Source organism: Oxalobacteraceae bacterium OTU3CAMAD1 (assembly GCA_024123915.1).
Taxonomy (GTDB): Bacteria; Pseudomonadota; Gammaproteobacteria; order Burkholderiales; family Burkholderiaceae_D; genus Rugamonas.
On the sequence record CP099650.1, the window covers coordinates 4,378,965 to 4,392,307 of the forward strand.

A 13,343-nucleotide genomic window follows, 5' to 3' on the forward strand; every position below is an offset into this window, starting at 1 on the left:
GGCAAGCCAGCCGGTAGTATGAATAGTATCAGGCAACCTGATAAATATCACCCATAACGATAATCGGAGACTTTTCATGGCAATCACTCACACCAAAGCGGCGCGGGCCGGCGCGCTGATACTGGCCTGCGGCGCGGCGCTATCGACCACCTTGCTCAGCGGCTGCGGCGACAACACCGCGCACGCAGCCAACGTGGCCGGCTTCAAGGAGGTGTCGCTGGGCACCTCGTTCTGGGACATCACGGCCGTCCCGCCAGCCGGTTCCGCCGCAGGCGATATCCTCCATGCCCAGTTGCGCACCGACGCCCCCGCCGGCGCCAAGGCCTGGGACGTGGTCTACGTGTCGGAAATTCAGCCGGGCAAACTGGCCTATGTGTCGGGGGAAATCTACATCCCCGCCGGGTCCGCAGGCGGCCAGCGCGACGTGGTGCTGTGGAACCACGAGACGGCCGGCCTGGCGGACGCCTGCGCGCCGTCGCGCCGCAGCCGGGTCGAAGCCGGCCGGGAGCGCGTGCCCGCCCTGGAGGCGCTGCTGGCCAAGGGCCACGTGGTGGTCATGAGCGATTACCCGGGCCTCGGCCTGCCCGGCCCCGCCTTCTACATGGCGGGCCAGCCGAACGCCCGCGCCTCGCTCGACATGTTGCGCGTGGCGCAGAAGTTCAGCGAAGCCAACGTCTCGCGCCGCTACGTCATGTACGGCTGGTCGCAGGGCGGCCAGACCACGATGTGGGCGGAAAATATCGCCGCCAGCTACGCGCCGGAGTTCACCGGCCTGGGCGCGGCCCTGATCGCGCCGGCCGTGCGCATCAAGGACTTGACCCTGAACTCGATGACCAGCACGGAAAACGCCGGCTACGTGATCTCGACCCTGCCCGGCATCCAGGCCTACTTCCCGGCGCTGAAGTACCGCGACTTCCTGACGCCGGAGGCGATGGAGCAGTTGCCGGTGCTGGCCAGCGGCTGCTTCGACGTGTGGAGCGCGGCCGCCGGCGTCAAGGATGCCTACGTGCCGGGCGCCCTGTCCCCCGGCACGGCGTGGTGGACGGCGATGACGGCGGTCGACAACTTCACCCCGCGCGGCTCGATGCCGTTCAAGATCTACCAGGGCTCGGCTGACACCACCACCCCGGTGTCGCTGACCAAGGGCGAACGTGCGGCATTGTGCAGCGCCGGGTCGGCCGTCGACTACCAGGAGTTCCCGGGGCTGGACCACGAGGCGGTGGTCGGACAGGCGGCCAAGGTGCTGCCCGCCTGGTTCGAGGAGCGCTTCAGCGGACGCGCGGCCGCCAGCAACTGCGGCGCGCCTTGACCTGACCGGCGGCCGCCAAACGAAAAAAGGGCCGCCATCGCTGGCGGCCCCAAGGCTGAACCCACTTGTTATTATTTTGACTTGCGGCGGCGCGCAATGGCGCCGACCAGTGCCAGTCCGCCCAACATCATGGCGTAGGTCTCCGGCTCCGGCACCGGGGTGACGGTGCTGTCGGTAAATTCGACGCGCAGGCCGGTCGGGTTGCCGCCGTTTTGCGCCCAGTTGGTGACCACGAACTCGATGGTGTTGACGCCGTCGATGAAACCGCCATTCGAGGCGAAAGCGCTCCAGACGGTGAAGCCGGAGGCGCTGGAAATCGTGTGGCTGTTGAGCAGCACCGTCACGGCGTTGTCGGCGGCCATGCGGCCGCTGAAGCTGGCGGTGCCGGCCTTAAAGCCGCTCAGGTCGAACGACAGCGAATACGTGTAGGTGCCCGAACTCGACCCATCGAAGCTTTGCGACTGGTCGGCGGTCGGCGTGATCCACTTGGAGGTGGCGTCGTTGCCGATCCACGGGCTGATCGGCCACTGGTTGTCGTAGGTGATGACGGGAACGGTGCTGGCCGTGCTGGCCGAGCTGAGGGCGTAGTGGGTATCGGCAGTGCCGCTGGCGCCGACGCCGGTGTTGACCAGGCCGTTGATATTGGCCGCGTGGGCGGTCGAGAATGCGCTGATGGCGAGTGCTGCTGCGATGATGATGCGTTTCATGTGTACCTCTAAAAATGGAGTGGTTGTGTTGTAACGTGGGCATCAATGGGGATGCCAATTTGCTCACGCTGCGACTCGAACCGTTTTTTAGGGCTTCGATGAAATTGTGCTTTCGAGAATTATACCGAGGTTTGCAGGAAAATGCTCACAGGCCATTAAATTTTCTTTATGGCATGTGAGCATCTGACAACAAGGATTAGCTGTTGAAGCCGTTGCCCTCCTCGGCCAGCCGCACCAGCAACGGCGCCGGCTTCCACGCCTCGCCGTGGTGGCCTTGCGCGTACTTATTGATGGCGGCCAGCACGTTCGGCAGACCCACCGTATCGGCGTAGAACATCGGTCCGCCACGGAACAGCGGGAAGCCGTAACCGGTCAGATACACCATGTCGATGTCGGACGCGCGCAGGGCGATGCCCTCCTCCAGGATGTTGGCGGCCTCATTGACCAGCGCATACACCAGCCGCTCGACGATCTCCTGGTCGCCGATCTTGCGCCGGTTGATGCCCAGCTCGGCGGAATGGGCGACGATCATCGCGTCGACCTCGGCGCTCGGATAGGCCTTGCGGTCGCCCGGCTTGTAGTCGTACCAGCCGCCGCCGGTTTTCTGGCCGTAGCGACCCATCTCGCACAGCAGGTCGGCGGTCCGGGAATAGCTGATCTCCGGCTTTTCGACATAGCGGCGCTTGCGGATGGCCCAGCCGATATCGTTGCCGGCCAGGTCGGCCATGCGGAACGGCCCCATGGCCCAGCCGAACTTCTCGGCGGCCTTGTCGACCTGCTCGGGCAAGGCGCCCTCCTCCAGCAGGAAGCCGGCCTGGCGGCTGTACTGCTCGATCATGCGATTGCCGATGAAGCCGTCGCAGACGCCGGAGACGACGCCGGTTTTCTTCAGTTTTTTCGACAGCGCCAGCGCCGTCGCCAGCACGTCCTTGCCGGTCTGCGCGCCACGCACGATTTCCAGCAGCTTCATCACGTTGGCCGGGCTGAAGAAGTGGGTGCCGACGACATCCTGCGGCCGCCTGGTGAAGCCGGCGATCTGGTCGACATCGAGTGTCGAGGTATTGGTCGCCAGGATCGCGCCCGGCTTCATCACCTCGTCGAGCCGGCGGAACACCGCCTCCTTGACGCCCATCTCCTCAAACACGGCCTCGACCACGATATCGGCGTCGGCGATGTCCTCATAGGCCAGCGTGCCGGTGACCAGGGCCATGCGCTGGTCGAACTTCTCCTGCGTCAGCTTGCCCTTCTTCATCGTGCTTTCGTAATTCTTGCGGATGGTCGCCAGGCCCTTGTCGAGCGCCTCCTGTTTGGTCTCCAGCAGCTTGACGGGGATGCCGGCGTTGAGGAAGTTCATGGCGATGCCGCCGCCCATCATGCCGGCGCCGATCACGGCCGCCTGCCTGATCGCGCGCACTGGAGTGTCGGCCGGCACGTCCGGCACCTTGCTGGCGATGCGCTCGGCGAAGAAGGCGTGGCGCAGCGCCTTCGATTCGGTGGTCTGGATCAGATGCATGAAACGCTCGCGCTCGAACTTCATGCCGTCGTCGAACTTCATCGTCACCGACGCGGCCACCGTCTCCACGCACTCGAGCGGCGCCGGGAACGGGCCGGCCATGGCCTTGACGGTGTTGCGCGAGAATTGCAGGAAAGCTTCGTGGTTCGGGTAGTCGACCTTGCGCTCGCGCACCTTCGGCAGCGGACGCGCGTCGGCGATTTTCTCGGCGAAGGCGATGGCCGAGGCCAGCAGGTCGGCGTCGGCCGCGAACACCTCGTCGAACAGCGCCGTCGTGCCGGCCAGCTTGTCGGACGCGACGGGCGTGCCGGAGACGATCATGTTGAGCGCCATTTCAAGACCCAGCACGCGCGGCAGGCGCTGCGTGCCGCCGGCGCCCGGCAGCAGTCCCAGCTTGACCTCCGGCAGCGCGATCTGCGCGCCCGGCATGGCGACCCGGTAGTGGCAGCCGAGCGAGAGTTCCAGGCCGCCGCCCATGCACACCGTGTGGATGGCCGCCACCACCGGCTTGGTCGAGCCTTCGGCCGTGGCGATCAGGGTATGCAGGCTCGGTTCGGCGAGCGCCTTGGGCGAATTGAATTCCTTGATGTCGGCGCCGCCAGAGAACGCCTTGCCGGCGCCGGTGATGACGATCGCCTTGACCGCGTCGTCCGCCAGCGCCTGCTGGATGCCCTTGACGGCGGCGGTGCGGGTGGCCAGGCCCAGGCCGTTGACCGGCGGATTGTTGAGGGTGACAACGGCGACGGCGCCGTGGACTTGATATTCAGCGGTCATGTCTCTTCCTTATTGTTGTGTGAAACGGAACGAAGCAACTATACCGTAAAAAAGAACGATCGTACCGGAAATTCGCGCCGGCGGGCGCCGGGTTTTGAATGCGGCGGCCACGCTTTTAAACGCGGAGAAAGTGTGGCCGCGAGTGGAAAATAAGGTACACGGCCCATCTCAATTCGAATGGCTCAGCTTGTCTTTTAACTTGGTTAAAGGAAATAATATAAAACCGCGCCGGGGATGCGACCAGCGCAAAACATTATCTACCCACTATTATTATCTAAGATATAGGATTTCTTATGGACGTGCATACACAGGCGATTCAATCGGGCGATCAGGATTTGCAGGCGATTAATACCGCGCTGAACCGCGTGCAAGCGCTGATCGAATTCGATCTGGAAGGCATTATCCTGCATGCGAACGAGAATTTCCTGGCCACCGTCGGCTACACCCTGGCCGAAGTCCAGGGCCGCCACCACGCCATGTTCTGCGACCCCGAGTATGTGAAAACGCCCGAGTACAAGGACTTCTGGGCCCGCCTCGGGCGCGGCGAGTACGACCGTGGCGACTACAAGCGCGTGGGCAAAGGCGGCCGCGAAGTGTGGATCAACGCCTCCTACAACCCCATCATCGACGCCGACGGCAAGGCCTACAAGATCATCAAGTTCGCCACCGTCATCACCGACACCAAGCTCAAGAACGCCGAGTACGAAAGCAAGGTCGCCGCCATGTCCAAGGCGCAGGCGGTCATCGAATTCGACATGACAGGCCACGTGCTGTGCGCCAACGACAACTTCCTCGACGCGATGGGCTACACCATCGACGACATTCGCGGCGAACACCACCGGATGTTCTGCGAACCCGAATATGCCACCGGATCGGAATATAAGCGTTTCTGGCAAAAGCTCAATCGTGGCGAATTCGATTCGGGCCGTTATAAACGCATCGGCAATAATGGCAAAACAATATGGATACAGGCCACTTATAATCCTATCCTCGATTTAAATGGCAAACCATATAAGGTGGTTAAATTCGCCAGCGATATTACCGCGCAGGTGAATCTGGAGGCATCGGTAGCCGCCCAGGCGGCCTCGGACGGCGCCAAGATCAAGCGTCTGCTGGAATCGGTGGAGCGCGCAGCCGCCGGCGACCTGACCAGCACAGTCGTCATCGACGGCGACGAGCCGCTCGACCTTCTGGCCGGGGGCATCAGCAAGATGATCGCCGACCTGCGCAAGGTGATCGGCCAGGTGGTGGCCTCGGCCAACGGCTTCGCCGACGCCTCGACCACCATCGCCGAGCGCTCCGGCGGCGTGGCCATGGGCACGCAGGCACTGGGCGCCACCGTCGAGGAGATGAACGCCTCGATCGACGGCCTGACCAACTCGATCGACGTCATCGCCGGCAACACGTCCAATGCCGACACCCTGGCCAAGGACACGCAGCGCGAGGCCGAGGCCGGCGCCAAGGCGGTGGCCAAGTCGATCGAGGCGATGGACCTGATCAACCGCTCGTCCGAAGACATCGGCGAGATCGTCAAGGTCATCAGCGAGATCGCCAACCAGACCAATATGCTGGCCTTCAACGCCGCCATCGAGGCCGCGCGCGCCGGCGAGCACGGCCTGGGCTTCTCGGTGGTGGCCGACGAGGTGCGCAAGCTGGCCGAGCGCTCCTCGCAGGCGACCAAGGAAATCTCCAAGCTGATCAACGAATCGGTCAAGCGCGTCTCGGCCGGCAGCGAGATCTCGCGCCAGGCCAGCGACGCCTTCGACAAAATCGTCGCCGGCGTGGCCAAGACGACGATGGCGATTTCCGACATCTCCAAGGCCACCAACGAACAGCTGCTGACGGCGCGCGAAGTGAGCACGGCGGTGCAGTACATCGCCGAGGAGGCGGAGAAGACCGCGTCCGCCTGCGACAGCATCGCCCGCTCGACGGAGGGGCTGAACGAGCGGGCCGGCGACCTGAACAAAACCGTTTCCGGCTTCGTGGTCTAAGTGGACTGATGGATAACAGCGCGGGCATCCAACCGACGACCTTGTCGGCATTGATCGCGCTGGTGCGCGAGCATACCGGCATCGCCATGAGCGACCGCAAAAGCCTGCTGCTGGAGCGGCGCTTGCGGCCGCGGATGCTGGCGCTCGACATCGGCAGCTACCAGGGCTACGTGCAGCGGGTGCGCGACGACGACGCCGAGGTGCCGCACTTTATCGACCTGGTCACCACCAACGACACGCTGTTTTTCCGCACGCAGCATGTGTGGGACTACGTGGAGCAGGAGTTCCTGCCGCGCTGGTGGCGAGCGCATCCGGGCGAGACGCTCAAGGTGTGGTCGGCGGCCACCTCCAGCGGCGAGGAGCTGTATTCGATCGCCATGCTGTGCGAGCAGTTTCGGGCGGCCACGCCGGGTTTTCGCTACAAGATCCTGGCCACCGATATCTCGCGCCAGATGCTGGCGCTGGCTGGCGCGGGCAAGTACGCCGGCAGATCGGTCGAGCGCCTGATCGCCTCGCATCCAAAGTTAGTGAAAGAGTATTTCGAAGTGAGCGGCGATGGCCTGCAGGTGGTCGATGCGCTGAAGAACCATGTCACTTTGGCCCAGCACAATTTGCTGACGCCGCTGCGACCGACGGCGGCCTTTGCGGATCACCCGTTCGATCTGGTGTTCCTGCGTAACGTACTGTTCTACTTCGATCGCGAACACCAGTTAAAGGTGCTTCAGCAAGTCCGCCGCAGTATGGCGCGCGAGGCCCCCTTGATCCTGGGCGAATCCGAATCGATCACAGGCCTCGACACCGCCTGCCAGTTCGAGCGGCCGTTGATTTACACTTTTAATAGCTAAACAGATGATTGCCACCCTCCCCCCGATCAGCGACACCGTCGTCCTGCCCACACTGGACTGGAATACGGTCGACGACGCGGCCGGCCGCCTCAGCGGTCCGTTCCAGCATGTCAACATCGGCGAGCTGAAGATCGGCGGCCGCAACGAACAACTGAAGGCGCTGCTGGGCTCCTGTGTCGGCATCGCCTTCCTGTGGAAAAAACGCGGCCGCTGCGGCCTGGCCCATTGCCTGCTGCCGGAAGCCGCCGGCCCGCAATTGGAACTTGGCGCGCGCCACGTCAGCCACGCGGTGCCGTCCCTGCTGCGCCTGATGGGCGCGACGGTCGCCGATTACGCCGACATCGTGGTGGTGGTGGCCGGCGGCGGCATGATGCTGGATGCCTGCTCGTCGCGCTTCCAGATCGGCCAGCAGAACGCCGACGCGGCCCGCAAATACCTCAAACTGTACGGCCTGAACGTGCTGGAATGCCGCGTCGGCGGCAAGACGGGCCGCACCCTGGCCGTCGACTGCGCCACTTGCACTTATCAGATCGACGACATCACCGCCCAGCCTCGGGAACGCCGCCATGCACATGCTTGAACAGAAAACGCCCGCCGCCGGCCCGACCGAACTGTTCGGCTCCTTCGTGCTGGGCCCCGACGAATTCGCCCTGCCCGCGCTTTGCATACGCGAAGTGGTCAACTTCCCCGACAAAATGACCGCGCTGCCGCTGTCGCCCGCGTTTTTGGAAGGCATGTTCACCCTGCGCGGCAGCGTCATCCCGGTGGTCAACCTGGGCCGCGTGTTCAACCCGGCCGCGCCGGCCGCCGAGCCGACGCACAAGATCGCCATCCTCGATTACGACGGCGTGCTGGTCGGCATCCTGTTTCACGCCACCGGCGAAATCCTGCGCGTGCGGCCCGAACAGCGCAGCACGCTGAGCTACGCGTCCGGCGAGAGCCACGGCGTGGTGGCCGGCACCATCCTGCTCGAGGACGGCGCCCGGCTGCTGCAAGTGCTCGACCCGGCCGCGCTGGCGCGCATCGAAAACGTGCCGCAGGTGCTGGCGCTGCAAGGCGCAGGCCGCCAGGCGGCGAGGCGACACCAGGGCGAGCGGCGCCAATGCGTCAGCTTCCGCGTCGGCAGCTCGTCGTTCGCGCTGGAGATGGGCGCCATCCAGGAAATCATCCGCGTGCCGGAGATCCAGGCCTCGGTGCTGAACAGCGCCTTGTGCCTGGGGCGCATCAACTTCCGTGGCAGCCCGGTGGCGGTGGTGTGCTTCCACACCTTGCTGACGCCGGGCACCGCCAGCGCGCCGCCGCCGGGCGGGCGCGTGTTCCATCCCGACCAGCGAGTGGTGATCGCCCGCATCGACGACGCCACCATCGGCTTCCTGGTCGACTCGGTCGACAACATCGTCAACTTCTTCAGCGAGGAGATCATGCCGATCCCGATGCTGGGCAAGGCGCGCGCCGGCATGTTCGGCGGCTGCATCTCCAAGCCCGAGCTGGGCGACATCATCCTGCTGGAGCACCGCCAGATCCTGTCGAGCGCCGAGATCGTGGCGATGCGCACCGGCCACGCCAACCTGTATCCCAAGGACGAACCGGGCGCCGGAGGCCAGGAAAACGGCCACGCGCGCCGCAACCAGCGCCAGGTCTACATCACCTTCGCGCTGGAGAACACCTACGCGATCGAAATCAAGCAGGTGCGCGAGATCATCGACTATTCCGACGCCGTCACCCATACGCCGGGCATGCCGTCGTTCATGCGCGGCATGCTGAATTTGCGCCAGCAGATGATCAGCGTGATCGACCTGCGCAGCCTGTACCAGATGGCGCCGGCCCCGCAGACCGGCCAGGCAAAGATCCTGGTCATCGAGCGCGGACAGGACCGCTACGGGCTGCTGGTCGACGCGGTCGAGAACATCATGACCGTCAACGACAACCGCCGCTTCACCGCGCCGAAGATGATGCGCAACAGCAGCGTCAACGACGGCCCGCGCGGCGAGATGGAGGAAGTGATCGACATCGAAGGCGAAGGCGATAGCCACAAAACGCTCAGCGTGTTCGAGTGCGACCGTCTGCTGCAGCGTCTGGCGCGCGAAATGCCCGCACTGGCGGCTTGATACGGCGTCGGGTAAAGTAGCGGAGTGCCGGCGACCGCCGGTGCCGCTTTTTTATTGAGGTTCATCATGTCCGCCGCTACTTCCCTCCGCGCCTTTGCGCTGCTCCCGCTTGGACTGGTCGCCGCCAGCGCCTTCGCCATTTCCCTGTCCGACCTCAGTAACAAGGACGCCACCGGCGGCTTGAAAGCGGCGCTGGAGCAAGGCTCGAGCCTCGCGGTCGCCAAGCTGGGCGCCGAGAATGGTTTTCTGAACAATGAGAAGGTCCGCATCCAGCTGCCGAAGATTCTGGAACAGGCGCGCCCACTGCTGCAAATGACGGGCAAGGGTCAGAAACTCGAGGAGCTGGTGGTGCAGATGAACCATGCCGCCGAAGCGGCCGTGCCGATGGCCAAGCCGTTGTTGATGGATGCGGTCAAGTCGATGAGCGTGACCGATGCCAAAAATATCCTCACCGGTGGCGAGACCTCGGTGACGGATTTCTTCCGTGAGAAGACGTCGGCCAAGCTGGCGGTGCAATTCCTGCCGATCGTCAAAAAGGTCACAGACCGCTCCAAGCTGTCGACCCAATACAATTCCACCATGGCGATGGCGCCGACCATGGGCTTGGTGTCGGAAGACCAGCGGACCGTCGAGGGTTATGTGACCAAGCGCGCGCTGGATGGGCTGTACACGATGATCGGTGAGGAAGAGAAAGCCATTCGTGCCGATCCGCTGGGGGCCGGCAGCAAGCTGATTGGCAAGGTTTTCGGGGCTATCAAGTAATGCTGCTAAGCGCAGCCCGACTCTCATATATCGAGCATGATTTCTGCTCGGTCTGCCATCTTTAAGTGCACAGGACCCGGTCTCTTTTTTCGCGACTCAGTCTAATTTGGTCTATATCACGCGCGTTCGGTCTAATCGAGTCCCAAAATGGCAGTGGTGCCCGCTCGGTTAGACTGGAATCGCCTGTTCGATGAAAGTTTTCGACCGAATTAGACGGCCCGCTGCCCGAATAGACAGCGTTAGACCGCCGCAATCACGGTTTTAGACTGCTTTTGCGCCAAGTCCTCGGAATGGATTCTGAAGTTGCCAGCGCGGACCCAATGATCGTTGCCAGGAAAACGCAGCCAAACGAAACGCCAGGCATTACGTCCTTTTGCATGTCGGTTGGCGAACATCGATGGCGTTAGCGATCTATCGTCGTCGGACACGATGCGGTCGCCCACGACTTTGGCAAATTCGACGACATCGCCATTGCTGGTTCGTAGCGTTGTCCCCTCCGGCAAAAAGACATTTTTCCACTGGAAACCGCGCATCGCTTGCCCGTTGCGTAAGGCAAGGCGCGCGGTTTCAGTGGCAAGCCAACGTTTCACGAGTTCAACCACGAAGGGTCCAGGTTTAACGCCAGGACGATTATCCATCAGGAAGAATTCTAGATTGAGATAGTCAGTTATCGGGAGATAGATCGCTTGCTTCGCCTCGTACTTCATATTCCCTCCAGTCGAAAATGGTCTAAAGCTTAGAGGGCGGAACGAAATCATCGTTCACTTTAGACTTTCGCTCCACGCGGTTAGACCAAATTAGACTTTCTCGTTGATTTTTTGGTCCATTTTAGACTATGACCGACGAAATTTAGACTCGATTAGACTCGAAAGGCCGGGAATAGACCGAAATAGACCAAACCCCAAAACAAGGCAGGCGGCCGACCGAACGCAGTCACTCCGATAGCCGGGCCCCAGATCAACGCGTGTAAGGACGCCGTCACATGCTCTCGCTTAGACTTGTCCTGACACGAGCTGTCAGATGAGTTAGAGTTCGAAGCACGCTACCAACTACAGCAGCCCCATAACACGTCACGAAAATCTTTATGGAACCTGTCACACAATTTACCGCTGAATTATCCTTTCATTTTAGAGAGCATGGTGCTGATCGGCAGCAGCGATTCGTTTTTGGTGAAAATCTGCATAGGCGTGTGCCGATGAAAATGGATGGCGTCATTGGCCTCAACACGGTAGGAATGTGGGTGGGCGTCGCGCAAGGATTTCAAAGACATGACTCGACCACGGTCCGATGTGTTGTGCTTGAACCTAAACTTTTCGTTGACGTGATAAAGCCAGGTGTAAAGTTTGAGCTTTGGGACGGCGGCTTCTTCGCTTGCGGAAAAGTTATCGCGCGAGTTGACGCGGGATGGCGAAAACCTTGAGTACACGAGCTAGCCGTCCTGCAACGGAAGAACCGGAGATAACTGGAAGCGCCGTCGACGCTTATACCGCACTCCGGGGCCTTCTGCGGGAAACCTTTTAGTGGGATACGTTATGCTGCTCTTTGTCAGTTTGACCGCAATTGAATGTCCCGGACGCCCGGCTTACCCAGCTTCCCTGGCAAGTCTTTAGGCTTGGTCGCGCCAGACGCGACAATCGTTACTTTGGTGAACCGAAGCTCGCGCACCCGTTCGCCATGCACCTTGAAGCCCGTGCAGCGCGCGGGCATCGCGCAGTCGAAAGTGGCGACGCCGACCGGTCCGGCGACGAAGAACTTGCCGCCGCCGGCATAGTCCATCGATAGCTCGCCGCGGGGAAAGGTCATCACCAGCTTGCCTTCCTTGCGCGCCACGGTGTACAGCACGCGCAGCTCGTCGCTGTAATATTGGCCCTCATACGCGCGCATGTCCTTGGGGGACAGCGCCGGCTTGCGGCCCCGCAGTGCCGGCTGGGCCGCGCCATTCTGGTGTAGAACGAAGCGCGGCGACAAACCATTCTTGCCGGGCGCATCGAAGCTGAAGCGCGCATCGACCGCCTTGGCAAAAAACGCGCGCTCGGCCGACGCGTACAACGGTAACTTACCTTGCCCGGTGCATTGAATCATCAGGCCGCCATCTTCGCTCGTGAAATTGCAGCCGAAGTCCGGTCCCAGGGCATAGAATCCGGCCACCGCCGCCAGTTGTGACTTGTCGAGCTTCACTTCGGCAGGGTATTGCTTGGGTGCCGCAGCAACGGGCTTGGGAGCGAGCTCACGGTCAAGATAGATGTCGGTGATCTGACGAGAAAGTTTGACCGGATTAACGCTGCGCGCATTGGCCAGCACGACGACGGTGAAGTGCTGGCTCGGGAAGCGCGACATCAACGAGATGTATCCGCCGACGGTGCCCAAATGTTCGACCAACTTCAAGCCCCGGTAAGTGTCGAAGTACAAACCGGAGGCGTAGTTGACCGGCGCGCCGCTGTTGAGCACGCCAGCTTCCAGCATCCTCGTCTGGACCTCCTTGCCGCCGATCCGGCCGTCGTCAAAATTAGCGTCCCACAGCGCCAGGTCCTCCGCTGTCGTGAGCACGTCGCTCGGTCCTGGCGCCACCTTGCTCACCGGTGAATATCGATAGGCGCCATCCTGCGCGAGCTGGTACGACAGCGCGCGGTTGGGCACGAGTTCGGTATGGCTCGCCAGGAAACGCGTGTGCTTCATGCCCAGCGGATCGAAGATGCGCTCTTTCGCGAACGCGCCAAGTGGCTTGCCGGACACCCGCTCGACGATCGCCGCCAGCACGACGTAGCCCGTATTGTTGTACAAGTGTTCGACACCTGGCGCGAAGTTCAGCGTGCGCTGCTGTTTGAGCATGGTCAGGAGGTCGTCCGAGGTCGCGACGTCATCGTATCGCCAGCCGGCCAGATAGAGCAGGTTCGACGAATCACGCAGGCCGCTGGTATGGTGCAACAGATGGCGGATCGTAATCTTATGTTTAAGGTCTGGCCACTCCGGCAAATATTTGCGCATATCGTCGTCGAGCGCCAACTTGCCGTCGGCGGCGAGCAACTGAATCGCGAAGGCGGTGAACTGCTTGGAGATGGAACCGATGTTGAACACCGTCTCGGTAGTAATGGGTACGGCGCGCTCAAGGTCGGCCATGCCATAGGCCTTGCTGAGCACAACCATGCCGTCGCGGATGACGACCACCTCGGCGCCGGGCACATTGGGCTGCTTCCATTTTGCGAACAGGGCTTCGACTTGCTGCTCGGGGGATAGCGACGCCTCGGCGGTGACAATGGCGGGGTCGGCCGCGCTGCCGGCCAACGGAAAGGCCAGCAGCAGTGCTGCCGCAAAGGCGAGGTGCGTCGGTTTCATA

At 62.3% G+C, this 13,343-nt stretch carries 11 protein-coding genes; 7 read left to right on the top strand and 4 right to left on the bottom strand.

The window, feature by feature from the left end:
• Positions 1–76: 76 nt before the first annotated feature.
• Positions 77–1,309, top strand: a complete 1,233-nt coding sequence (locus NHH88_18860) for a lipase family protein (GenBank protein USX11766.1) — start codon at positions 77–79, stop codon at positions 1,307–1,309.
• Positions 1,310–1,380: 71 nt separating this feature from the next.
• Here NHH88_18860 and NHH88_18865 read toward each other — a convergent pair whose 3' ends face one another.
• A complete protein-coding gene (locus NHH88_18865) occupies positions 1,381–2,016 on the bottom strand; it encodes a PEPxxWA-CTERM sorting domain-containing protein (GenBank protein ID USX11767.1) in 636 nt (211 codons plus the stop codon).
• Between the two features lie 196 nt (positions 2,017–2,212).
• Positions 2,213–4,303: a 3-hydroxyacyl-CoA dehydrogenase NAD-binding domain-containing protein gene (locus tag NHH88_18870; protein USX11768.1), complete on the bottom strand. Its 2,091-nt coding sequence runs from the start codon at positions 4,301–4,303 to the stop codon at positions 2,213–2,215.
• Positions 4,304–4,596: 293 nt separating this feature from the next.
• Here NHH88_18870 and NHH88_18875 point away from each other — a divergent pair, with 293 nt between their 5' ends.
• From NHH88_18875 to NHH88_18895, 5 genes are all read left to right on the top strand, one after another.
• Complete coding sequence (locus NHH88_18875) at positions 4,597–6,294, top strand: methyl-accepting chemotaxis protein (GenBank protein ID USX11769.1); 1,698 nt, start codon at positions 4,597–4,599, stop codon at positions 6,292–6,294.
• Between the two features lie 8 nt (positions 6,295–6,302).
• Positions 6,303–7,139 (top strand): protein-glutamate O-methyltransferase CheR, encoded by an 837-nt coding sequence (locus NHH88_18880; protein ID USX11770.1) that lies wholly within the window; start codon positions 6,303–6,305, stop codon positions 7,137–7,139.
• A gap of 4 nt (positions 7,140–7,143) precedes the next feature.
• Positions 7,144–7,719 (top strand): chemotaxis protein CheD, encoded by a 576-nt coding sequence (locus tag NHH88_18885; protein USX11771.1) that lies wholly within the window; start codon positions 7,144–7,146, stop codon positions 7,717–7,719.
• Positions 7,706–9,247 (top strand): chemotaxis protein CheW, encoded by a 1,542-nt coding sequence (locus tag NHH88_18890; GenBank protein USX11772.1) that lies wholly within the window; start codon positions 7,706–7,708, stop codon positions 9,245–9,247. The genes NHH88_18885 and NHH88_18890 overlap by 14 nt, the downstream gene beginning before the upstream one ends.
• A 66-nt stretch (positions 9,248–9,313) precedes the next feature.
• The gene (locus NHH88_18895) at positions 9,314–10,009 is read left to right on the top strand and encodes a DUF4197 domain-containing protein (protein USX11773.1); all 696 of its coding nucleotides are present in this window, start codon (positions 9,314–9,316) and stop codon (positions 10,007–10,009) included.
• 239 nt (positions 10,010–10,248) lie between these two features.
• Here NHH88_18895 and NHH88_18900 read toward each other — a convergent pair whose 3' ends face one another.
• A complete protein-coding gene (locus tag NHH88_18900) occupies positions 10,249–10,716 on the bottom strand; it encodes a hypothetical protein (GenBank protein USX11774.1) in 468 nt (155 codons plus the stop codon).
• 377 nt (positions 10,717–11,093) lie between these two features.
• Here NHH88_18900 and NHH88_18905 point away from each other — a divergent pair, with 377 nt between their 5' ends.
• Complete coding sequence (locus NHH88_18905) at positions 11,094–11,429, top strand: hypothetical protein (GenBank protein USX11775.1); 336 nt, start codon at positions 11,094–11,096, stop codon at positions 11,427–11,429.
• A 125-nt stretch (positions 11,430–11,554) separates the two neighbouring features.
• Here the strand turns inward: NHH88_18905 and NHH88_18910 are convergent, their stop codons facing one another.
• Positions 11,555–13,342 (bottom strand): beta-lactamase family protein, encoded by a 1,788-nt coding sequence (locus tag NHH88_18910; GenBank protein ID USX11776.1) that lies wholly within the window; start codon positions 13,340–13,342, stop codon positions 11,555–11,557.
• Position 13,343: the final 1 nt, after the last annotated feature.